The following is a 20,573-nucleotide window of genomic DNA, read 5'->3' on the forward strand; positions in this document are numbered from 1 at the left end:
GCCGTCCCCGCCCGGGCGGTGTTCGCTCCTGGCGTTCGGGGCTGCGGCGTGCACGTCCCCTCACCGGGCTAATGTGTGCTGGTACGGCGCGGTTGATCGCGCACATCACTGACCGTCGGAGGGACATAGCCGTGGAGGTCAAGATCGGCGTGCAGCACGCGCCCCGCGAGATCGTTCTGGAGAGCGGTCAGAGCGTCGAGGAGGTCGAGCGCGTGGTGGCCGAGGCGCTGGCCGGCAAGACGGGGCTGCTGAGCCTCCAGGACGAGAAGGGCCGCAAGGTCCTGGTGCCGACGGACCGTCTGGCGTACGTGGAGATCGGCGAGCCCACGGTGCGCAAGGTGGGATTCGGCGCCCTGTAGGCCGAAGTCGTGAGAAGGGCCCGGCGGCCGTGTGCCGCCGGGCCCTTCCCTGCGGGGGTGTGCTCACGTAGGGGGCACGACTCCTCCACAGCGGGGGATTGCCGTCCGCAGGTCACGGGTAAGACGGGCTACAACCGTCGACCGGACCGGCCGTGGGAGGGACCCCTCGACATGATCCTGGAAGCACTCGGCTCCGCCGTGCTCGGTCTGATCCTCGCCTGGGCCGCGGCCCACCGCCTCGCCCACCGGCTGCCGGCCCGCCCGCTCGTCGTCGCCACCGGCGTCGCCGGCGCCCTCTTCGGCGACTTCGTCACCCACACCGCCCTGGGCCCCGGCACGTCGCTGCTCAGCCTGCTGGGCGCCGCGGTCGTCTCCGTGGCGTCCCTGTCCCTGCTGCTGCGCCCGGCGGCCCGCCTGCGCCGGCGGTCGGCGCCGGCGTAGCCGGGCCCTCCGGGCCGGGGCGGCGGCGTCGGCCGCTTCCCGGGCCGGGACGTCGGGGGCGCCGGGAACCGCGGGGGCGGCACGGCGCGGATGCGTCCGCGCGCCACCCGCGGCCGGCGGCCGGCGCCTGCGGAGCGTCACGCCGCCAGGCCCAGCGCAGCCATCCGCTTGGTGTGGGCCTCCGTGATCCGCGAGAACATCCGGCCGACCTCCGCGAGGTCGAACCCGTCGGCGACGCCGCCCACGAGCATCGTGGAGAGCGCGTCGCGGTCGGCGACCACCCGCTGCGACTGCGACAGCGCCTCCCCCATCAGCCGCCGTGCCCACAGCGCCAGCCGCCCCCCGACCCGCGGGTCGGCGTCGATGGCGGCGCGCACCTTCTCCACCGCGAACTCCGCGTGCCCGGTGTCGTCGAGGACGGCGAGCACCAGCTCCCGGGTGTCCGAGTCGAGGCGGGCCGCGACCTCCCGGTAGAAGTCGCTCGCGATCGAGTCGCCGACGTACGCCTTGACCAGGCCCTCCAGCCAGTCCGAGGGCGCGGTCTGCCGGTGGAAGCCGTCGAGCGCGGCGACGAACGGGTCCATCGCTGCCGTCGGCTCCTCGCCGATCTCCGTCAGCCGGTCCCGCAGCCGCTCGAAGTGGTGGAACTCCGCCGAGGCCATCTTCGCCAGCTCCGCCTTGTCCGCGAGGGTCGGCGCCAGCTTGGCGTCCTCCGCGAGCCGCTCGAACGCCGCGAGCTCCCCGTACGCCAGGGCGCCGAGCAGGTCCACGACGGCCGCCCGGTACTGCGGGTCGGCGGAGGCCTGCGCCCAGTTCTCGGCGGCGACGCCGGTGGGTGCGGCGGACTCGTTCTCAGGCTTGTCAGAGCTAGTCATGAGGCGCACAATAGCCCGCTCGCCGCCCCTCTCACGTCCCCTGCCGATCACTGTGACGACGACTACGTGACCGAATCGGCCATCACATGTGCGCGATTCCGGGGTATGGTGGTAATGCGCCTGCCAGAGTGCGTCGACGGTGTTCGACGCGTCCCGACAGGCCGCACGCATGAGGATGCCCGGTCGGTGGCCCGATCGGCTCCGACCCGACAGCCCTACCTGGCCGTGCGGCGTGATCGTACGACGACAGGGGGGACCCTCAGCGGTACGAGCGCTAGAGCGTCGGCAGAGGTCCCGTGTCATACGGCTTGCCCGAGTGGTTCGTCCGTACGGCAGCCGACGTCCCCGGCACGGTCAGACTTGACCCCCGCGCTCGCCTCGCACCGCGCACACAGAAGAGGCATGACCCTGACTACGACGTTCCGAGACCTCGGGATCCTTCCCGAGACCGCCGAAGCCCTCGAAGCCGTCGGCATCACCACTCCCTTCCCCATCCAGGAGATGACGCTTCCGGTAGCCCTCTCGGGCACGGACGTCATCGGCCAGGCCAAGACCGGCACGGGCAAGACGCTGGGCTTCGGCCTTCCGCTGCTGGAGCGCGTCACCGTCCCCGCCGACGTCGAGGCGGGCCGCGCCGCGCCCGAGGACCTCACCGACGCCCCGCAGGCGCTCGTCGTCGTCCCCACGCGCGAGCTGTGCACCCAGGTCACCAACGACCTGCTGACCGCCGGCAAGGCCCGCAACGTGCGCGTGCTCGCCATCTACGGCGGCCGGGCCTACGAGCCTCAGGTGGAGGCCCTGAAGAAGGGCGTCGACGTGGTCGTCGGCACCCCGGGCCGTCTGCTCGACCTCGCGGGCCAGAAGAAGCTCGACCTCAAGCACGTCAAGTGCCTGGTCCTCGACGAGGCCGACGAGATGCTCGACCTGGGCTTCCTGCCCGACGTCGAGAAGATCATCAACATGCTGCCGGCCAAGCGCCAGACCATGCTGTTCTCGGCCACCATGCCGGGCGCGGTCATCGGCCTCGCGCGCCGCTACATGTCCCGGCCCACGCACATCCGCGCCACCGCGCCGGACGACGAGGGCGTGACGGTCGCGAACATCAAGCAGTTCGTCTACCGCGCGCACTCCCTGGACAAGCCGGAGATGATCGCCCGCATCCTGCAGGCCGAGGGCCGCGGACTGGCGATGATCTTCTGCCGGACCAAGCGCACGGCCGCCGACATCGCCGAGCAGCTGCAGCGCCGCGGGTTCGCCTCCGGCGCGGTCCACGGCGACCTCGGCCAGGGCGCCCGCGAGCAGGCCCTGCGGGCCTTCCGCAACGGCAAGGTGGACGTCCTCGTCTGCACCGACGTCGCCGCGCGCGGCATCGACGTCGAGGGCGTCACCCACGTCATCAACTACCAGTGCCCCGAGGACGAGAAGACCTACCTGCACCGGGTGGGCCGTACGGGCCGCGCCGGCGCCAAGGGCACGGCGATCACGTTCGTCGACTGGGACGACATCCCGCGCTGGCAGCTGATCAACAAGGCGCTGGGGCTGGACTTCAACGACCCGGTGGAGACCTACTCCAGCTCCCCGCACCTGTTCTCCGACCTCGGCATCCCCGAGGGCACCAAGGGCATACTGCCGCGCTCCGAGCGGACCCGTGCCGGTCTGGACGCGGAGGAGCTGGAGGACCTCGGCGAGACCGGCGGGCGGGGCGCGCGCGGCCGTGACCGCGGCGGCCGCGGCGGCCGCGACGCGTCGGCCCCGGCCGAGCGCGAACGCCCGGCCCGTACGCCGCGCCGTCGCCGCCGCACCCGCGGCGGCGCCCCGGTGGACGAGTCCGCGGTCTCCCCGGCCGCGCCGGCCGCCGGGACCGCCGGGCCGGAGGAGGCGCCGGCGGCCACCCGCACACCGCGCCGCCGTCGCCGTACGCGCGGTGGCGCGCCGGCCGAGCCGGTGACGGCCGCGGCGGCGCCCGCGACGATCGCCGAGCCGGCCGCCGAACCGGTGACCACGGCCGAGGGGCCCACCGTCGTGGACGCCCCGGACGCCCCGGACAAGCCGCGCCGCCGCCGCACCCGCAAGCCGGCGACGCCCGAGACCGTGACCGAGGCGGCCGCGGAGCCGGCGGCGGAACCGGTGACGGCGGCGGAGTCCGCCCCCGAGGCCGCTTCGGCCACGGAGGCCAAGCCGCGCCGCCGCACGCGGAAGACGGCCGAGCCGGCCGCCGAGGCGGAAACGGTGCTGGACACGGCCGAGGCCGCCGAGACGAAGCCGCGCCGGACCCGCAAGACCACCGCAGCCGCGGAGACCGCCGTGGACGCGGAGGCCGAGCCCAAGCCCCGCCGCACCCGGAAGACCGCGGCAGCCGTGGAACCCGCCGCGGACACCGCCGAAGCGGAGGCCGAGGCCAAGCCGCGTCGCGCCCGCAAGACGGCGGCAGCCGCGGAGACCGCCGCGGACGCGGCCGAGGCCGCCGAGGTCAAGCCGCGCCGCACCCGGAAGACCGCAGCGGCCGCAGCGGACACCACCGAGGCGGAGGCCGAGGCCAAGCCGCGCCGTACGCGGAAGACCGCGGCAACCGCCGCGGACACCACCGAAGCGGAGGCCGACGCCAAGCCGCGCCGCACCCGGAAGACCGCGGCAACCGCCGCGGACACCGCCGAAGCGGAGGCAGAGGCCAAGCCGCGCCGCACGCGGAAGACCGCGGCAACCGCCGCGGACACCGCCGAAGCGGAGGCAGAGGCCAAGCCGCGCCGCACGCGGAAGACCGCCGCAGCCGCCGTGGGACCCGCCGCGGACACCGCCGAAGCCGCCGAGGCCAAGCCGCGCCGTACGCGGAAGGCGGCGACCGCCGCCGTGGACGCGGCCGGTGCGGACGAGGTGGCCGCTCCGAAGGCGCGGCGCACGCGCAAGGCCGTTGCCGAGGCGGCTGCTCCGGAGATCCCGGCGCAGGCCACCGAGGAGCCGGACGCGAAGCCGCGGCGCCGGACCCGCAAGACCGCCGCGTCCGCCGTGGAGGCGGCCGGTGAGAGCGCCGAGGCGACGCCCAAGCCGCGCCGTGCCCGTAAGGCCACGGCTGCCGTGGAGGCTTCCGAGGGCTGATCCCGGCACCGCCCGCGCGGCGGGCGTCAGCCGGTCCGACGGCCGGGTCCACCGAGGTGGGCCCGGCCGTCGGCGTCTCCGCCCGCGTTTCCCGGCCCCGGCCACGGCGGCGCCCTCCCGATAGCCTCTCCCCATGAGCAGGCCCTCCACCTTCGTCCCGCCCCCCGGCGCCCGCGCCTACTCCCTCCGCACGGCCCGCGGTGACTTCGCCGTGGTCGACGCCCCCGTGGCCGCGGGCGTCGAGCCCAGGGGGGTGGCGCTGCTGCTGCCGGGGTTCACCGGGAGCAAGGAGGACTTCAATCCGCTGCACGTGCCGCTCGCCCGGCGCGGGTACCGGACCGTGGCCGTGGACGGGCGGGGCCAGTTCGAGTCGGACGGACCCGACGCGGACGAGTCCGCCTACGCGCAGGAGGAGCTGGCGCGGGACGTGCTGGCGCAGGCTGCCGCGATCGGCGGCCCGGTGCACCTGCTGGGGCACTCCCTCGGCGGTCAGATCGCGCGCGCGGCCGTGCTGCTCGACCACTCGCCCTTCCTGTCGCTCACCCTGATGGCCTCCGGTCCGGCGCAGATCTCACCGTCCCAGCAGGAGCGCGTGAAGCTGCTGCGGGACGCGCTGGCCGTGCTGAGCATGGCGGAGGTCTGGACGGCGATGCAGGCGATGGCGCCGCCGGAGGAGACCGAGGCACCCGCCCCGGACGCGGGACCGGACGACCGGGACGACCTGCGGCGCCGCTGGCTGGGCACCAGGCCGGCCCAGCTCCTGGCCACCGGACGCCAGTTGTGCACGGAGCCGGACCGGGTCGCCGAACTGGCCGCCGTGCCGCTGCCGTTCCACGTCCTGTCGGGCTCGCGGGACGACACCTGGCCGCTGCCGCTGCTCGACGACATGGCGGTACGGCTGAACGCGCGGCGGACGGTCGTCGAGGGCGCCGAGCACTCCCCCAACACCGACCGCCCCCTGGAGACGGCCCGCGCCGTCGCCGCCTTCTGGGACGACGTACCGGGCCTGCGCCGCTAGGGGGTGCCGTCGCGCCGCGCCCGGACGCCGGCCGGTGCCGCGCCCGGCCGGACCGGCGTTCGCGCCCGCCTCGCTAGTACTGGGCCCGGAGGTGGTCCCAGAAGCCGTCCCGCAGGACGCGGCGCAGGTCGGCCTGGCCGCGCAGGGAGTACTGGAGCAGGGCCTCGGCCTCGACCAGCAGGTCCTGGTCGACGGAGCCGGGCAGGTAGGGATGGCCGGGGAGCAGTTCGACGAGCGCCTCGCGGCCCCGGGAGACGAGCCACTTGGCCGCGATCTGGGCGCCGACGAAACGGACGGCCTCGCGGGTGGGCCGGGCGCCGGCGCCGGCCTCGTACGCGGCGGCCGTGCGCCGCGAGACGTACGGCTTGAAGAACTCCAGGTCGAAGGTGCGCTGGCTGTCGACCTCCCAGAGCAGCGGCTCGGCCTGGTTGCGGCCTTCGGGCGCCTCGATGCCCCACAGGTGCACACGGGCGCCGTAGCCCTGGGCCGCCTCGACCGCCGAGACCAGGTCCTCGTCGCCGCCGAGGAGGGCCGCGTCGCTGATCGCGCGGTGCCTCGCCAGTGACTCCAGGTCGGTGCGGATCAGCGAGTCGACGCCCTTCTGCTGGTTGTTGGCGTTGAGGTTGCCGAGGCGGACCTTGACGTCGGGCAGTTCGGCGATGACCTGCTGCTCGCCGGTGTGGATGCGGCGCCGGGCGCCGTCGTACCAGTACACGCGCAGCAGCCGGCTGTCCGCGAAGATCGTGCGCGCCTTGTCGATCAGCGCGTCGATGAGGCCCTGGGCGTCCAGGTCGAAGGCCCGGCGGTCCTCGCTGCCGGTGACCAGCCGGCCGACGGCTGCGTACAGGTACCCCGCGTCGACGAAGATCGCGTGGGTCGAGGGCGTCTTCGCCACCTCGGCGAGCATGCGTTCCAGCAGCTCGTTCGTGCGGTCGATGCGGGCGCCCAGGGCAGCCAGGTCGTCGTTCATCGCCTCCATTGTCCCGGCGGTCACACTGCGAACACAAATGATCCCGATCGGTCCCCCGACACCCTTACCGACACCACTTACCGGTCAGTAATTAGTCGTTCGAAAATTTTCTTTAGCGTAGGGAATGTTCGCCCCACGCATCCCGTTGACTCCTACGACACCGCGCACACCAGCGGTGCGCCAAGGAGTTCTCCGCAGGAGGATGACCAGACGAAGGGAGAAGCCCATGCGCTTCGAGATCATGCGACTCGACGAGGTCGACGGCACCACCGTGGACAGCACCGTCGTGGACGCCGCCTCCGTCAACCGGATCGTGCAGCAGGCAGCCGCCATCGGGCAGCGCCTGTGGATCCGCCCGGCCGAGACCCCGGCCTCGTAACCCGTACGGGCTTTCCCGCTCAGGCTTTCCGGGGGATCCGAGCCGTCCTGGCTCAGCTCCCCCGGATCACCTGAGTGACGCCGTTGATGATCTGCTGCACGGCGATCGCGGAGAGCATCATGCCCGCGAGGCGCGTCACCAGGACCACGCCCCCGTCCTTGATGACCCGGATGATCAGCAGCGAGTAGCGCATCACCAGCCAGAGCACGACGTGGATCGCGAGGATCGCGGACCACACCGAGATCTGCGTGGTCACACTGTCGGCCTTCTGCACGGCCAGGATCACGGAGACGATGGCACCGGGGCCCGCCAGCAGCGGCATGCCCAGCGGCACGAGGGCGACGTTGACGTCCTTGGTCTGCTTGGGTTCGTCGGTCTTGCCGGTGAGCAGGTCCAGCGCGATCAGCAGGAGCAGCAGCCCGCCCGCGATCATCAGAGCGGGCACGGACACGTGCAGGTAATCGAGGATCTGGTGGCCCAGGACGCCGAAGACGGCGATGACCCCGCCGGCCACGCAGACGGCCTGGAAGGCCATCCGCTTCTGCACCTTGCCCGGCCGGCCGGCGGTCAGGGCGAGGAAGATCGGCGTGATCCCGGGGGGATCCATGATGACGAAGAGGGTCAGGAACAGGGAGCCGAAGACGGCGACGTCGAACATGGGGGAAGTACTGGCCTTGCGGGAAGAGGAACGAAGAGGGTCCGGGGGCGGGTGACGTCGGGGCGGGCGGCGGCCGCGCGGGGCCTCAGGCTCCGCCGGTACCGGGCACCGGGAACGCGCCGGTGGCCCGCCGTGTGATCTCCCCGTACACCTCGGGGTCGGTCGTGTACGCGCCCAGCGCCACGGTCTTGCGGCTGCCGTGGTAGTCAGAGGAGCCCGTCACCAGCAGCCCAAGTTCCTTCGCGAGGCCCCGCAGGCGTGCCCGGGCGTCGGGGTCGTGGTCCATGTGGTCGACCTCGACCCCGTCCAGACCCGCCTCGGCCATCTCCGCGATCCGCGCCTCCGGCACGGTACGGCCGCGCTTGGCGGCGGCCGGGTGCGCGAACACGCAGACCCCGCCCGCGGCCTTCACCAGCCGGATCGCCTCGAACGGGTCGGTCTCGTGCTTCGCCACCCAGGCCCGCCCGCCGTCGGCCAGCCACTCCTCGGTGAAGGCGTCGCTCACCGTCGGGACGACGCCCAGCTCCACCAGCGCGGAGGCCACGTGCGGACGTCCCACCGAGCCGCCGGCGGCGATCCGCTCGACCTGCTCCCAGGTGACCGGCACGCCCAGGGCGTTCAGCTTGGCGACCATGCCCTTGGCCCGCGGGACCCGGTCGTCCCGGACCAGCTCGCGCTCGGCGAGCAGGGCGGGCTCCTCGGGGTCGAAGAGGTAGGCCAGCAGGTGCATCGAGACGCCGTCGATCCGGCAGGACAGCTCGGCGCCGGTGACCAGGGTCAGCCCCTCGGGCAGCGCGGCGATCGCCTCGGCGTGCCCGCGGGTGGTGTCGTGGTCGGTCAGCGCGACGACGTCCAGTCCGGCCGCGGCGGCGTTGCGCATGAGCTCGGCCGGGGTGTCCGTGCCGTCGGAGGCCGTGGAGTGGCAGTGCAGGTCGATGCGCACGGCTGCTCCAGGCGGACGGAAGGACGAGAACGGGACACCCAAGGATAGCCGGATCCCGCCCCCGCCTGTCACACCCGCAACCCGCCGGCGCCCCCTACGGCACCCCGGCAGGGGCGCGCGAGGCACCGCGCGGGGAGCACCGCACCCCAGGGGTCCGCCGGGCGTCAGGGCCGCAGCAGGCGCGGCGACAGCGCGCCGCAGGGCACCAGGTCTATCTCCGCCCCCGCGTCCCGCAGGTCGGTCAGCACCAGCTCGTCGTACATCAGCAGGCCGGACTGCGCGGGCCAGGTCACCGCCCACAGCCACATGCCGAGCGCCTCACCGGCGAAGACGGCACGGTCGTCGGGGGTGCGGAAGACGTGCCAGAGCGGGGTCGGGCGGCCCGCGGCCAGCACTTTGGCCTGCGGCGGCTTCTCCACGTTCATGTACGGCCCGGGGTCGGGGCCGTCGATGCCGGCGTAGTACGCGCCGAGGCCGACGCCCAGTTCCTCGGCGATGAGGATCAGCTCGCCCGGCCCGCCGAGCGGCCCGGGACCCGAGCAGGCCACCGCGGTGGCCCGGCCGCCGCTGCGGTCGTCCCCGGCGTACGCCACCCCTGTGAACAGCCAGCCGACCGGGAGCGGCCACGGCATCCACACCGGCACCTGCGTCCGGTGCACCACGACGCTGAGCGCCTCGACGCTGGGCGGGATCACGGGCTGCAGCGGATAGACCGTGCCGTGCACGTCGCACTGCCACGAATCGGCGAAGAGGCCGGGAGCCCTGACCCGGCCACCGCACCTCGGGCAACTGGGTTCGCCCCTCATAGGGTTAAACGGTCCTACCCCTGCCCGCCCACGTCAAGGACGATCACCCGTCCGGGCGGAAGATCCGACCATATGCCTGACGGGGAGCCCTCCGAAGCGCCCGGACGTGCGGCGCGCACGGGCCGGCTGCGCCGGCCGGCGGGCGCCCGTCACCGGGGCCGGGGGGCGCCTCTTCGTCAACTGACCCGACCCGCACGGGCCTTGGTGAGCTTGCTCACTCCAGGGGGACGGTCGCGCGGGCGGGGTCCCGCAGGTCCGTCCCGTGCGCGAGCCAGCGCTCCTGGAGGGCCTGGGCGCCGTGCACCCGCTTCCAGGCGGCCTCGTTCGGAGTCATCGGCAGCAGCGGCAGGAACCGCACGGGGTCCAGCGGGGCCTCCAGCTCCAGGTCCTCCACCAGCCCGCCGGGCTCGCCCACCAGGACCGACGTGAAGGGCGCGCCGGGCCACAGCGGCCCGCCGATGTCCAGGGAGGCGCCCGGGCTCACCACCAGGCCCTCCACCTGCGGGGACGCGGCCAGGACGGCGAGCGGGCGGAGCACCTTGTCGGTGTCGGCGCGGCCCGCGCGGACGGACAGGACCAGCTCGGCGCGCGGTCCCCCGACCGGGTCGGCGAGCAGCGCCGCGGGGTCCGTCATGGGATGCCGGGACATCCCCAGGGTGGCGTACCGGACGACGTCCCCCTCGTGGAAGCGGAGCACCTCGATGCGGTCCACGCCGAGGAAGGTGACCGCGGCCCGGGCGTCCGGTTCGCCCAGCGCGGTGCTCAACCGGGCCTCGACCAGAGGAAGAACATCAGCCATGCGGTGAGCATAGAACTCGTCAGTAGCGGGCAAAGCGGCGCCTTGACAGTTCGGGCGACTGGTACTCTGAGCCGGTGGTTCGGGGCAGCACGCCCATGGTGTCCCCAAGGCCGTTCCGGCAGGGGGAGACCGCCGGCGGCCCCGACGCCGATGAGACTCCCTTACGAGGGACCGGCCGGAGGAGGTGGGGCTGTCATGGATCGAAGTCGACCGTGCAGTACCACTCGCTTTTCCGGCCGCTGATGTAGTTACTGGCTGGTTGCTGGCTGGCTGCCGACTTCCCGTGCGCGTCGCCGTCCGGAAGAGCACTTTGTTTCGCTTTGCCTGATCCGTCTGACCTGAATCAGTTCTGCATCAGTAGCGAAGTCGCCACCGCGACGGTGCGGTGCTCCCCGCTTTGTGGACGTGCCCCACATCTTCCGCAGTCAGGACGTCCCCATTCCGGGTAGTTCCAACCGTCGCCGGCGGCCTTTCGTTGCCTGTCGCGAAGGAGCCTGCCCATGTCGATGATCCGCGACCTGCGCGCCGTGGTCCGCCCGTCCCGTGTCTCGCTGCGCAAGGACACCGGCGCCTCGTACGACACCACGCGCGACCCCGCGACGCCCTCGGCCGTCGTCGACTGTGCCGTCTACCGCGACGGCGTGCGGGTGCGGAGCACGACGCCGCTCACCCCGCACGAGGCGATGCGGCTGGTGCGCCGCGACGGCGGATTCGTGTGGATCGGGCTGCACGAGCCGACCGAGGCCGAATTCGCCGGTATCGCCACCGAGTTCGGACTGCACCCGCTGGCCGTCGAGGACGCGGTGCAGGCCCACCAGCGGCCCAAGCTGGAGCGGTACGACGACTCGCTCTTCACCGTCTTCAAGACCATCCACTACGTCGAGCACGACCGGCTCACCGCCAACAGCGAGGTCGTCGAGACCGGCGAGGTGATGTGCTTCACCGGCCGGGACTTCTTCATCACCGTCCGGCACGGCGGGCAGGGCTCGCTCAGGGGGCTGCGCCACCGCCTCCAGGACGACCCCGAACTTCTCGCCAAGGGCCCCTCGGCCGTGCTGCACGCCATCGCCGACCATGTGGTGGACGGCTACATCGCGGTCGCCGACGCGGTGCAGGACGACATCGACGAGGTGGAGACCGAGGTCTTCTCGCCCGGCCGCAAGGGCGGGGTGTCGCGCGGCGTGGACTCCGCGCGGATCTACCAACTCAAGCGCGAGGTCCTGGAGTTCAAGCGCGCGGTGGCGCCCCTGCTGCGGCCGATGCAGCTGCTGAGCGAGCGGCCCATGCGGCTGATCGACCCCGACATCCAGAAGTACTTCCGGGACGTCGCCGACCACCTGGCCCGGGTCCAGGAGCAGGTCATGGGCTTCGACGAACTCCTGAACTCCATCCTCCAGGCCAACCTCGCCCAGGCGTCCGTCGCGCAGAACGAGGACATGCGCAAGATCACGGCGTGGGCGGCCATCATCGCCGTGCCGACGATGGTGTGCGGGGTCTACGGCATGAACTTCGACCACATGCCGGAGCTGCACTGGAAGTACGGCTACCCGGTGATCATGGGCGTCACGGTCGTCCTGTGCCTGGGCATCCACCGCACGCTGAAGCGCAACGGCTGGCTGTGAGCGGGCCCCGTCCGCCTGGATAGGCTGGGGCGCATGACAAGTGAGCTGCTCGACCGGGCCCTCATCGAGGAGGCCGCGAAGAAGTCCGGCCTCGTCTGGGTCAGGGGCGCGGGCGCCCCGGCCGCGCGGGCGCTGTGGCACGTGTGGCACGAGGGCGCGGTGTGCCTGGTCGGCGGCGGGCCCGGCGAGCAGCCGCTGGAGGGGCTGGCCGACGGGGGCTCCGCCGAGGTGACCGTGCGCAGCAAGGACAAGGGGGGCCGGCTCGTGACGTTCCCGGTGACCGTGTCCGAACTGGCGTCCGGCTCGCCGGAGTGGGAGGCGGCCGTCGCCGAGCTCAAGGGCAAGCGGCTGAACGCCCCGGACGGCGAGGAGATGCCGGCCCGCTGGGCCCGCGAGTGCCGGGTGCTCCGCCTGGCGCCGACGGGGTCGCTCGCGCCGCTGCCCGCCGACAGCCAGGCCGAACCGCCGGTGCCGACCCCGGCCACGACCCGCAGACCGACACCGGCGGGCCTCCCCAAGCTCCTGCTCAGGCGCCGCAAGGCCAGGTGAACCGAGGACGGAGCCAGGACCGGCGGGCGGCCGGGCCCCAGCACCCGGCAGGTGCGGCGCCGCCGCGTGCGCCGCGCAGCCTCCAGAGCCTCCCCTTCCGGGCGCGGGCGCTCCGGGCGGTCGGATCCGTGGCCGCCGGCCGGGAGGGCGGGGCTTCGCCCGGCCGCTCCCGGTGGTTCGGCGAGCGCCCTGCGTACCGGTCCCCGCGCGGGCACGCGGCGGCCCCGGAGGTCGAGGACGGGGCGGGCGCCGTTCGGGGACGCAGGCCGCGGTGCCGTGCCGGCGCGCAGGACGGCCGGCCGCGAGCACCGCGCCGTGGGCCGGCCGGGCTGCTCCCCCGCCCGTGTCCCGCGCTCCCGCCGCCGTTCGGCCCGGCTCCCGGCGCAACCGGACGAACCACCCGGACCCGCGCACCGCGCCACCCCGCGCTCCAGCGCAGCCCACGCCCCCTACACACCCCGCGCACCGCGCAAGCGAACACCGCGCGACCCGCGCCCTACACACCCCGCCGCACCGCTCACCCGAACCCCGCGCGACCCGCCACCGCCCCCGCACCGCGCCACCGCCGCCGGTCGGCCCGGCTCCCGGCGGAACCGGACTAACCGCCCCCGACCCGCGCTCCAGCGCAGCCCACGCCCCCTACACACCCCGCGCACCGCGCACCCGAACACCGCGCCACCGCCCCCGTCCCACGCCCCCGGCGCCGGTCGGCCCGGCTCCCGGCGGAACCGGACTAACCGCCCGGACCCGTGCACCGCGCCGCCCCGCGCTCCGGCGCAACCCGCCCCCACCCCTGCACACCCCGCCCCACCGCGCACCCGGACACCGGGCGGCCCGCGCCGCCGCCCCCGTCCCGCACCACCGGCGCCGCACCCGCACCCGCACAGCCGCCGCGTGACGCGCCGGTCGCCGCGCGGGGCCGTCATCGCCGTCGTGGGGTCCGGCGCCGCTCGGGCGGGGTCACGACGCCGGTAGCTGCCTGCCGTAGTCGACCGTCTCGGACGGGGCCGGTTCGGTGAGGGTGAAGTCGCTGTTCCAGTCGGAGAAGCGGAGCGTGCCCGCATCGCCGGCGCGGACCATGCGGAGGGGGTAGGGCGTGCCCTGGAGGGACACGTCGAGCGTGCCGCCGGCGCCCTTGTCGCCGGTGATGCGGACGGTGCGGGTACCCGCCTGCTCGTGGCGGCCGGCGGTGGCCAGGGCGCCGTGCAGGGTCAGCAGACCGTCGAGGAGGACGTCCTTGTCCGTGAAGCCGCTGAACTTGCGGTACGCGGGATCCGCCTGCGGGACCCTCACGTACTTGCCGTCCAGCTTTCCCGCCGAGCCCCTGCTGCCGTCGGCGTGCGTCCAGAAGTCCGCGTCGGCCTTCAGATACAGCCGCTCCCCGACCCGCAGCAGCTGGAACGTCCCTCCCTCGGAGGTCACCGAGCCGGTGCCGCCGTCGGACTTCAGCCGCATGTCCAGCCGGTACGTGCGGCCGCTGGTGACCACGGTCCCGGACAGCCGCACCGCGGACGCCCCGTCCGCCGCGGCCCGCGTCCTCGCCTGGATCTTGGCGGCGGGCAGCTTGCCCACCCCGTTCGTCCCCGCGTCGGGATCCTCGCCGCCGCACCCCGTCAGCGCCGTCGCCCCCGTGACGGCCAGTGCGCAGATCGCGGTCACCAGTGCGGCGCGGCGGGTACGGCCCTGGGGAAGCGCAGTCACGGAGGGGGCTGCCTTTCTGACGGATCCTGAGCGGCGTACCGCAGCGTACCGGTGCCCCGACCGCCCGGCGGAGCCAGTCCGTCCGGACCCCCACCAGCGCGTATCCGACCGGTACGGGCTAGCCTGAAGCGCACCCGAGCGGGCAAATCCGAGCAGATCCCGCACCCCGCAGCCGCACCCCGCAGTCGTCCCGCGATTCCCAGGCAAAGGAAGCAGAGCCATGGCAGCCGGCGCCCCCCGGATCTTCGTCTCGCACCTCGCCGGGGTCCCCGTCTTCGACCCGACCGGCGACCAGGTGGGCCGCGTTCGCGACGTGGTCGTGATGCTGCGCGTCGGGCGGCGGCCCCCGCGCGTCCTCGGGCTGGTGGTCGAACTGGCCACCCGGCGCCGCATCTTCCTGCCGATGACCCGGGTCACCGGCATCGAGTCCGGCCAGGTCATCACCACCGGCGTGCTGAACGTCCGCCGTTTCGAGCAGCGGCCCACCGAGCGGCTGGTCTTCGGGGAGCTGCTGGACCGGCGCGTGACGCTGGTGGAGACGCGGGAGGAGGTCACCGTCCTCGACGTGTCCGTGCAGCAGTTGCCCGCGCGGCGGGACTGGGAGGTCGACCGGGTCTTCCTGCGCAAGGGGAGGAAGGGCGGCGCCTTCCGGCGGGCCAGGGGCGAGACGCTGACCGCCGAGTGGTCGGCCGTCACCGGGTTCTCGCTGGAGGAGCACGGCCAGGGCGCCGAGAACCTGCTCGCCACCTTCGAGCAGCTGCGCGCCGCCGACCTCGCCAACGTCCTGCACCACCTGTCCCCGAAGCGGCGCGCCGAGGTCGCCGCCGCCCTGGACGACGACCGCCTCGCGGACGTGCTGGAGGAGCTGCCGGAGGACGACCAGATCGAGATCCTCGGCAAGCTGAAGGAGGAGCGCGCGGCGGACGTGCTGGAGGCGATGGATCCGGACGACGCGGCCGATCTGCTCTCCGAGCTGCCCGAGGAGGACAAGGAGCGGCTGCTGAGCCTGATGCAGCCCGCCGACGCGGCCGACATGCGGCGTCTGATGGCGTACGAGGAGCACACGGCCGGCGGTCTGATGACCACCGAGCCGATCGTGCTGCGCCCGGACGCCACGGTCGCCGACGCGCTGGCCCGGGTGCGCAACCCCGACCTGTCCCCGGCGCTCGCCGCCCAGGTCTACGTCTGCCGGCCGCCCGACGAGACCCCGACCGGCAAGTACCTGGGCACGGTGCACTTCCAGCGGCTGCTGCGCGACCCCCCGTACACCCTGGTCAGCTCGCTGGTCGACGACGATCTGCAGCCGCTGGACCCGGACGCCGCGCTGCCGGTGGTCGCCGGGTTCTTCGCCACGTACGACATGGTGGCCGCGCCCGTCGTGGACGAGTCCGGGTCGCTGCTCGGCGTGGTGACCGTGGACGACGTACTGGACCACATGCTGCCCGAGGACTGGCGGGAGACGGAGTTCGACCTGGACGAAGGAGAGGAGGCTCCCGCGCATGGCTCCTGACCGCGAGACCGCGACCCGCGAGCGTCCCCAGACGGGCGCCACGGCCGCCGGCCGGCCCCGTGCGCCGCGGCTGGACCAGCCGCGCCCGCCGCGCCGCCGGATCGTGCCCGAGTGGGACCCGGAGGCCTTCGGCCGGCTGTCGGAGCGGATCGCCCGGTTCCTGGGCACGGGACGTTTCATCGTCTGGATGACGGTCGTCATCATCGCGTGGGTGGTGTGGAACATCGCCGCACCCCGCCATCTGCGCTTCGACCCGTACCCGTTCATCTTCCTGACCCTGATGCTGTCGCTGCAGGCGTCCTACGCGGCGCCGCTGATCCTGCTCGCGCAGAACAGGCAGGACGACCGCGACCGGGTCAACCTGGAGCAGGATCGCAAGCAGAACGAGCGGTCCATCGCCGACACCGAGTACCTGACCCGTGAGGTCGCCGCGCTGCGCATGGGCCTGGGCGAGGTGGCCACCCGTGACTGGATCCGCTCGGAGCTGCAGGACCTGGTCAAGGAGCTGGAGGAGCGAAGGCGTCACGACGGGCACGCCGTGATCCCGGCGGAACGGGCGGAACGGTCCCCGGGACGTGACGCGGACGACCGCTGACGGGCTGCCCTGCGGCCCCCCGGCGCGCCGTACCATCGTGTTTATGGCTACGGAAGACGCGGTGCGCGAGGCACTGGCGACGGTGAACGACCCCGAGATCAACCGCCCCATCACCGAGCTGGGGATGGTCAAATCGGTGGAGCTCGGCGCGGACGGAGCGGTCGCGGTCACCGTGTACCTGACGGTGTCCGGCTGCCCGATGCGCGACACCATCACGCAGCGCGTCACCGAGGCGGTCTCCCGGCTCGACGGCGTCACCCGCGTCGACGTGACGCTGGACGTGATGAGCGACGAGCAGCGCAGGGAGCTGGCGGCGGCCCTGCGCGGCGGCCAGGCCGAGCGCGAGGTGCCGTTCGCCAAGCCGGGCAGCCTGACCCGGGTCTACGCGGTCGCCTCCGGCAAGGGCGGCGTCGGCAAGTCCTCGGTGACGGTGAACCTCGCCGCGGCGATGGCCGCCGACGGTCTGAAGGTCGGCGTCGTGGACGCCGACATCTACGGCCACAGCGTGCCGCGCATGCTGGGCGCCGACGGCCGGCCCACCCAGGTCGAGAACATGATCATGCCGCCGTCCGCGAACGGCGTGAAGGTCATCTCCATCGGCATGTTCACCCCGGGCAACGCCCCGGTCGTCTGGCGCGGCCCGATGCTGCACCGGGCGCTGCAGCAGTTCCTCGCGGACGTCTACTGGGGCGACCTGGACGTCCTGCTGCTGGACCTGCCGCCCGGCACCGGCGACATCGCGATCTCCGTGGCCCAGCTCATCCCGAACGCCGAGATCCTCGTCGTGACGACCCCGCAGCAGGCGGCGGCCGAGGTCGCCGAGCGCGCCGGCTCCATCGCCGTGCAGACCCACCAGAAGATCGTCGGCGTGGTCGAGAACATGTCCGGCCTGCCCTGCCCGCACTGCGGCGAGATGGTCGACGTCTTCGGCACCGGCGGCGGCCAGCTGGTGGCCGACGGCCTCACCCGCACCACCGGTACGGCGGTCCCGGTGCTCGGCAGCATCCCGATCGACGTCCGCCTGCGCGAGGGCGGCGACGAGGGCAGGCCGGTGGTCCTGACCGACCCGGAGTCCCCGGCGGGCGCCGCCCTCCGGTCGATCGCCGGCAAGCTGGGCGGCCGCCGGCGGGGCCTGTCGGGCCTGTCGCTCGGGATCACCCCGAAGAACAAGTTCTGACCGCGGCGCACCCGCTCCCGCCGGCGAACCGGCGCCCGCGGGAGCGCGAGAGCCCGTGAGCCCGGGGCGGCGGGGCGCCGAGACGGAGTCGGCGCCCCGTCGTCATGCGTAGGCGGAGACGTCCTTCACCACGGCGAAGCCCAGACCGTACGCGCTCATCCCCCGCCCGTAGGCGCCCAGGTGGACCCCCGCCTCGGTGGTGCCGGCGAGCACCCAGCCGAACTCGGACTCCCGGTAGTGGAAGGAGGCGGCGACCCCGTCCACCGGCAGGGACAGCCGGGACCACTCCGGCCCGTCGAGATCGTCGGCCAGCGCCCACGCGGTCTCCGTCTGCTGCTCCAGCCAGCTGTCCCGCAGGGTGTGGTCCATCTGCCCGGGCCAGGTGAAGGACAGCAGCCCCACGCCCGCCAGCCAGGCGGCGGAGGACACCGACGTCGCCTCCAGCATGCCCGTGCCGTCCGCGCTCCTGCGGGAGGGGTGCGCGGCGACGGTCACCACCACGGCGAACTTGTCCCGCGGCTCGCCGGCGGCACCGGCCTCCCCCCACACGGACGGCTCGTCACCGTGCCCGATCGAACCGTGTTCGACGGCGCCGTCGGCCGCCGTGCCGACCTGCATCAGCCAGCGCGGCCCGGTGAACGCCTCGTCGAGGCCGTACCACGGGAAGGGCGCCCGCAGGTAATCGCCGACCGTACGCCCGGCGGAGGGGAGCTGCGGCCCGCCCTCCGCGGCCGGCGCCTGCGCGCTCACCCGACTCGTCGTCTCCATCTCCCGGACGCCTCCTCGCTCTCGTCGGACCGGGCCGGCCCGCCCCCCTTCGGGCGTACGCCTCCGGTCCGCACAACAACTCGGCAGCATATCCACACCGCCGCCGGCAGCAGGGCAGGCGCTGGATGCACGGGTCACACGAACGGCCTGTTCACGCCGTGTACAACGGGCGCGCGCTATGACACGCGTCACGTGCGCGGCCCCTGCGGGGGTGCGCGTGTCGGGTGGTGACGGCGGCGTCTACGTGGCGTCCGCGTCGAAGGGCGGGCGCTCGTCGCCGCCCAGCGCCTCGGGCTTCTTGACCATGTCGACCCGCCCGCCGGAAGCGGCGACGCCCGGCGTCTCGCCCCGGCCGTTCACCGCGTCCGTGACCTCGGCCATCTCCTTCTTGAGGTCGAAGCCGCTGCGAATGTCCTTCAGTCCCAGCTCGTCGTTGTCCAGCTGTTTGCGGATGAACGTCTTGGGGTTGAGGTCCTCGAACTCGAAGTCCTTGAACTCCGGGCCCAGTTCGGCGCGGATGTCGTGCTTGGCGCTCTCCGAGAACTCACGGATCTTCCGGATCGTGCGTGCCACGTCCTGGATGACCTTGGGGAGCTTGTCCGGACCGAAGACGAGCACGGCGAGCACGATGATGGTCACCAGCTCGAGTGGTCCTATGTCATTGAACACCTGACGCTCCTTGCGATGTCCTCGGTCGCTCAACGGTACCCGGCGTTTCCGTCCGACCGGTACCGTCCCGCGGCCGGACTTCCGTCAGTCCCGCTCGGATGCGCCCAGGACGAGCGAGATCTCCCGTGCGGCGCCGTCGCGGTGCACCGTCAGGCGCAGCCGGTCGCCGGGCCGGTGGGCGCGGATCCTGACGATCAGTTCCTCGGCGGTGTGCACGCGCTCGCCGTCGACCCGCGTGATGACATCGCCCGGCGTGAGCCCGGCCCGCGCGCCGGGGCCGCCCTCGGCGACGGCGGGGCCGCCGCTCGCGCTCCGGGTGTCGATGCGGGCGCCGTCGCCGGACCATCCCATGTCGAGGGTGACGCCGATCACCGGGTGGGTGGCCCGGCCGTCGTCGATCAGCTCCCCGGCGACCCGCTTCGCCTGGTTGACGGGGATGGCGAAGCCGAGGCCGATGGAACCGGCCTGGCCGCCGCTGGATCCGGAGCCGCCGCCGGCGGAACGGATGGCGGAGTTGATGCCGATGACCTCGCCGCGGGAGTCGAGGAGCGGGCCGCCGGAGTTGCCCGGGTTGATGGGGGCGTCGGTCTGGAGCGCGTCGACGTAGCTGAGGTCGCTGCCGTCGCGTCTCTCGCCGCCGGCCGTGATGGGCCGGTCCTTGGCGCTGACGATGCCCGAGGTGACCGTGTTGGCCAGGTCGAAGGGGGCCCCGATGGCGACGACGGGGTCGCCGACCTTGACGTCGTCGGAGTCGCCGAGGGGCAGCGGGGTCAGTCCGTGGCCGCCGCGGACCCGGACGACGGCGAGGTCGTAGCCGCTGTCCCGGCCGACGATCTCGGCCTCGGCGGTGTCGCCGTCGCTGAACGTCACCGATATCGCGCCGTCCGACCCGGCGGGCTCGACGACGTGGTTGTTGGTGAGGATGTGGCCCCGGGCGTCGAGCACGAAGCCGGTGCCGGTGCCCGCCCCGTCGTCCCCGCGCACGTGCAGGGTGACGACGCTCGGCAGGGCGCGGGCGGCGATCCCGGCCACGCTGTCCGGCGCAGACTGCGGCGGCCGCGTGCCGCCGTCCCCCCGGCCCGCCCGCTCGACGCAGGCGCCCGCGACTCCGCCGATGCCCGCGGAGACGAGGGCGACGACCAGGGTCCACGCCAGCGGCACCGGCATCCGCTCGGCGCGCCCGGTGCGCCGCGGAGCGGGGCCGGTCTGCTGCAGCGGCCCCTGCGCCGCCGCCTGCGCCGCGGCGGACGCGGCGGCCCACGGGTCGTAGCGCCCCCACGGGCCGGGGTCGGGCGTACCGGCAGCCGGGGCCGCCTCGGCGCCCGCGCCCACCGCCCCGGCGGGAACGGAAGCCACCGGCGCGGACGCCTGCGCCACGGAGCCGGAGGGCGCGGGCGCCTGGGTTGCCGGTGCGGGTACCGACGCCTGGGCCCCCGGCACGGTCGGTGCGGACAGCGGCCCCTGCGCCACCGGGACGGAAGGCGCGAACGCCTGCGCCACGGGGGCAGAGGGCGCGGGCGCCTGGGCTGCCGGTGCGGGTACCGAGGCCTGGGCCCCCGGCACGGTCGGTGCGGACAGCGGCCCCTGCGCCACCGGGACGGAAGGCGCGAACGCCTGCGCCACGGGGGCAGAGGGCGCGGG

Annotated in this window: 20 protein-coding genes; 10 read left to right on the top strand and 10 right to left on the bottom strand. The window is 73.9% G+C overall.

All coding sequences use genetic code 11. The annotated features are described in order from the left end of the window. Positions 1-131: 131 nt before the first annotated feature. Together ABZ261_RS04935 and ABZ261_RS04940 are read left to right on the top strand one after the other, a co-directional pair. Positions 132-359 carry a DUF3107 domain-containing protein gene (locus ABZ261_RS04935; protein ID WP_030649699.1) on the top strand — a complete coding sequence of 76 codons (228 nt, stop codon included), beginning with the start codon at positions 132-134 and terminating at the stop codon, positions 357-359. Positions 360-530: 171 nt separating this feature from the next. Continuing rightward, positions 531-800, top strand: coding sequence for a hypothetical protein (locus ABZ261_RS04940; RefSeq protein WP_356855335.1), 270 nt, complete (start codon positions 531-533; stop codon positions 798-800). Positions 801-937: 137 nt separating this feature from the next. On the opposite strand, the gene ABZ261_RS04945 is transcribed toward ABZ261_RS04940, so the two are convergent. After that, positions 938-1,675, bottom strand: coding sequence for a ferritin-like fold-containing protein (locus ABZ261_RS04945; RefSeq protein WP_356855337.1), 738 nt, complete (start codon positions 1,673-1,675; stop codon positions 938-940). Positions 1,676-2,176: 501 nt separating this feature from the next. Here ABZ261_RS04945 and ABZ261_RS04950 point away from each other — a divergent pair. Both ABZ261_RS04950 and ABZ261_RS04955 read left to right on the top strand, forming a co-directional pair. Further along, positions 2,177-4,768, top strand: a complete 2,592-nt coding sequence (locus tag ABZ261_RS04950; RefSeq protein WP_356855565.1) for a DEAD/DEAH box helicase — start codon at positions 2,177-2,179, stop codon at positions 4,766-4,768. A gap of 133 nt (positions 4,769-4,901) precedes the next feature. After that, positions 4,902-5,786 carry an alpha/beta hydrolase gene (locus ABZ261_RS04955; protein ID WP_356855339.1) on the top strand — a complete coding sequence of 295 codons (885 nt, stop codon included), beginning with the start codon at positions 4,902-4,904 and terminating at the stop codon, positions 5,784-5,786. Positions 5,787-5,859: 73 nt separating this feature from the next. On the opposite strand, the gene ABZ261_RS04960 is transcribed toward ABZ261_RS04955, so the two are convergent. Further along, positions 5,860-6,765, bottom strand: a complete 906-nt coding sequence (locus tag ABZ261_RS04960; protein ID WP_356855567.1) for an NYN domain-containing protein — start codon at positions 6,763-6,765, stop codon at positions 5,860-5,862. Positions 6,766-6,958: 193 nt separating this feature from the next. Between ABZ261_RS04960 and ABZ261_RS04965 the strand changes: the two genes are divergently transcribed. After that, a complete protein-coding gene (locus tag ABZ261_RS04965) occupies positions 6,959-7,135 on the top strand; it encodes a hypothetical protein (protein ID WP_356855573.1) in 177 nt (58 codons plus the stop codon). Positions 7,136-7,187: 52 nt separating this feature from the next. Here the strand turns inward: ABZ261_RS04965 and ABZ261_RS04970 are convergent, their stop codons facing one another. The 4 genes from ABZ261_RS04970 to ABZ261_RS04985 all read right to left on the bottom strand — a co-directional run bounded on the left by ABZ261_RS04970 (position 7,188) and on the right by ABZ261_RS04985 (position 10,341). Next, complete coding sequence (locus ABZ261_RS04970; RefSeq protein ID WP_356855343.1) at positions 7,188-7,793, bottom strand: MarC family protein; 606 nt, start codon at positions 7,791-7,793, stop codon at positions 7,188-7,190. An 85-nt stretch (positions 7,794-7,878) separates the two neighbouring features. Continuing rightward, entirely contained in the window at positions 7,879-8,736 is an 858-nt protein-coding gene (locus ABZ261_RS04975) for a PHP domain-containing protein (protein WP_356855345.1), read from the bottom strand. A gap of 164 nt (positions 8,737-8,900) precedes the next feature. Beyond that, a complete protein-coding gene (locus ABZ261_RS04980) occupies positions 8,901-9,542 on the bottom strand; it encodes a DUF6758 family protein (RefSeq protein WP_356855347.1) in 642 nt (213 codons plus the stop codon). 214 nt (positions 9,543-9,756) lie between these two features. Next, a complete protein-coding gene (locus ABZ261_RS04985; RefSeq protein WP_356855349.1) occupies positions 9,757-10,341 on the bottom strand; it encodes a suppressor of fused domain protein in 585 nt (194 codons plus the stop codon). A 500-nt stretch (positions 10,342-10,841) separates the two neighbouring features. Here ABZ261_RS04985 and ABZ261_RS04990 point away from each other — a divergent pair, with 500 nt between their 5' ends. Together ABZ261_RS04990 and ABZ261_RS04995 are read left to right on the top strand one after the other, a co-directional pair. Further along, positions 10,842-11,963 carry a magnesium and cobalt transport protein CorA gene (locus ABZ261_RS04990; RefSeq protein WP_356855351.1) on the top strand — a complete coding sequence of 374 codons (1,122 nt, stop codon included), beginning with the start codon at positions 10,842-10,844 and terminating at the stop codon, positions 11,961-11,963. A 33-nt stretch (positions 11,964-11,996) separates the two neighbouring features. After that, the gene (locus tag ABZ261_RS04995) at positions 11,997-12,512 is read left to right on the top strand and encodes a hypothetical protein (RefSeq protein ID WP_356855353.1); all 516 of its coding nucleotides are present in this window, start codon (positions 11,997-11,999) and stop codon (positions 12,510-12,512) included. Positions 12,513-13,472: 960 nt separating this feature from the next. Here the strand turns inward: ABZ261_RS04995 and ABZ261_RS05000 are convergent. Then, a complete protein-coding gene (locus ABZ261_RS05000; RefSeq protein ID WP_356855355.1) occupies positions 13,473-14,213 on the bottom strand; it encodes a hypothetical protein in 741 nt (246 codons plus the stop codon). Between the two features lie 220 nt (positions 14,214-14,433). On the opposite strand from ABZ261_RS05000, the gene ABZ261_RS05005 reads away from it, so the two are divergent. Genes ABZ261_RS05005 through ABZ261_RS05015 form a run of 3 tightly spaced genes read left to right on the top strand, consistent with a single transcriptional unit; the run spans position 14,434 to position 17,495 of the window. Then, positions 14,434-15,723: a CBS domain-containing protein gene (locus ABZ261_RS05005; protein ID WP_356855357.1), complete on the top strand. Its 1,290-nt coding sequence runs from the start codon at positions 14,434-14,436 to the stop codon at positions 15,721-15,723. Next, positions 15,713-16,318 carry a DUF1003 domain-containing protein gene (locus tag ABZ261_RS05010; RefSeq protein WP_356855359.1) on the top strand — a complete coding sequence of 202 codons (606 nt, stop codon included), beginning with the start codon at positions 15,713-15,715 and terminating at the stop codon, positions 16,316-16,318. The genes ABZ261_RS05005 and ABZ261_RS05010 overlap by 11 nt, the downstream gene beginning before the upstream one ends. Before the next feature lie 43 nt (positions 16,319-16,361). After that, positions 16,362-17,495: an Mrp/NBP35 family ATP-binding protein gene (locus ABZ261_RS05015; RefSeq protein WP_356855361.1), complete on the top strand. Its 1,134-nt coding sequence runs from the start codon at positions 16,362-16,364 to the stop codon at positions 17,493-17,495. A gap of 102 nt (positions 17,496-17,597) precedes the next feature. On the opposite strand, the gene ABZ261_RS05020 is transcribed toward ABZ261_RS05015, so the two are convergent. From ABZ261_RS05020 to ABZ261_RS05030, 3 genes are all read right to left on the bottom strand, one after another. After that, positions 17,598-18,263, bottom strand: coding sequence for a hypothetical protein (locus ABZ261_RS05020; protein ID WP_356855363.1), 666 nt, complete (start codon positions 18,261-18,263; stop codon positions 17,598-17,600). Positions 18,264-18,503: 240 nt separating this feature from the next. Then, complete coding sequence (locus ABZ261_RS05025; protein WP_356855365.1) at positions 18,504-18,932, bottom strand: sec-independent translocase; 429 nt, start codon at positions 18,930-18,932, stop codon at positions 18,504-18,506. An 84-nt stretch (positions 18,933-19,016) separates the two neighbouring features. Then, a complete protein-coding gene (locus ABZ261_RS05030) occupies positions 19,017-20,555 on the bottom strand; it encodes a trypsin-like peptidase domain-containing protein (protein WP_356855569.1) in 1,539 nt (512 codons plus the stop codon). Positions 20,556-20,573 lie beyond the last annotated feature (18 nt).

The sequence above is a fragment of the Streptomyces sp. NPDC006193 genome, assembly GCF_040613915.1.
Taxonomy (GTDB): Bacteria; Actinomycetota; Actinomycetes; order Streptomycetales; family Streptomycetaceae; genus Streptomyces.

What these genes read in the sequence shown, in the direction of transcription:
- ABZ261_RS04940 (WP_356855335.1), top strand. Translation starts at nt 531, where the DNA reads ATGATCCTGGAAGCACTCGGCTCCGCCGTGCTCGGTCTGATCCTCGCC.
- ABZ261_RS04945 (WP_356855337.1), bottom strand. Translation starts at nt 1,675, where the DNA reads ATGACTAGCTCTGACAAGCCTGAGAACGAGTCCGCCGCACCCACCGGC.
- ABZ261_RS04950 (WP_356855565.1), top strand. Translation starts at nt 2,177, where the DNA reads ATGACGCTTCCGGTAGCCCTCTCGGGCACGGACGTCATCGGCCAGGCC.
- ABZ261_RS04955 (WP_356855339.1), top strand. Translation starts at nt 4,902, where the DNA reads ATGAGCAGGCCCTCCACCTTCGTCCCGCCCCCCGGCGCCCGCGCCTAC.
- ABZ261_RS04960 (WP_356855567.1), bottom strand. Translation starts at nt 6,765, where the DNA reads ATGGAGGCGATGAACGACGACCTGGCTGCCCTGGGCGCCCGCATCGAC.
- ABZ261_RS04965 (WP_356855573.1), top strand. Translation starts at nt 6,959, where the DNA reads ATGACCAGACGAAGGGAGAAGCCCATGCGCTTCGAGATCATGCGACTC.
- ABZ261_RS04970 (WP_356855343.1), bottom strand. Translation starts at nt 7,793, where the DNA reads ATGTTCGACGTCGCCGTCTTCGGCTCCCTGTTCCTGACCCTCTTCGTC.
- ABZ261_RS04980 (WP_356855347.1), bottom strand. Translation starts at nt 9,542, where the DNA reads ATGAGGGGCGAACCCAGTTGCCCGAGGTGCGGTGGCCGGGTCAGGGCT.
- ABZ261_RS04985 (WP_356855349.1), bottom strand. Translation starts at nt 10,341, where the DNA reads ATGGCTGATGTTCTTCCTCTGGTCGAGGCCCGGTTGAGCACCGCGCTG.
- ABZ261_RS04990 (WP_356855351.1), top strand. Translation starts at nt 10,842, where the DNA reads ATGTCGATGATCCGCGACCTGCGCGCCGTGGTCCGCCCGTCCCGTGTC.
- ABZ261_RS04995 (WP_356855353.1), top strand. Translation starts at nt 11,997, where the DNA reads ATGACAAGTGAGCTGCTCGACCGGGCCCTCATCGAGGAGGCCGCGAAG.
- ABZ261_RS05005 (WP_356855357.1), top strand. Translation starts at nt 14,434, where the DNA reads ATGGCAGCCGGCGCCCCCCGGATCTTCGTCTCGCACCTCGCCGGGGTC.
- ABZ261_RS05010 (WP_356855359.1), top strand. Translation starts at nt 15,713, where the DNA reads ATGGCTCCTGACCGCGAGACCGCGACCCGCGAGCGTCCCCAGACGGGC.
- ABZ261_RS05015 (WP_356855361.1), top strand. Translation starts at nt 16,362, where the DNA reads ATGGCTACGGAAGACGCGGTGCGCGAGGCACTGGCGACGGTGAACGAC.
- ABZ261_RS05020 (WP_356855363.1), bottom strand. Translation starts at nt 18,263, where the DNA reads ATGGAGACGACGAGTCGGGTGAGCGCGCAGGCGCCGGCCGCGGAGGGC.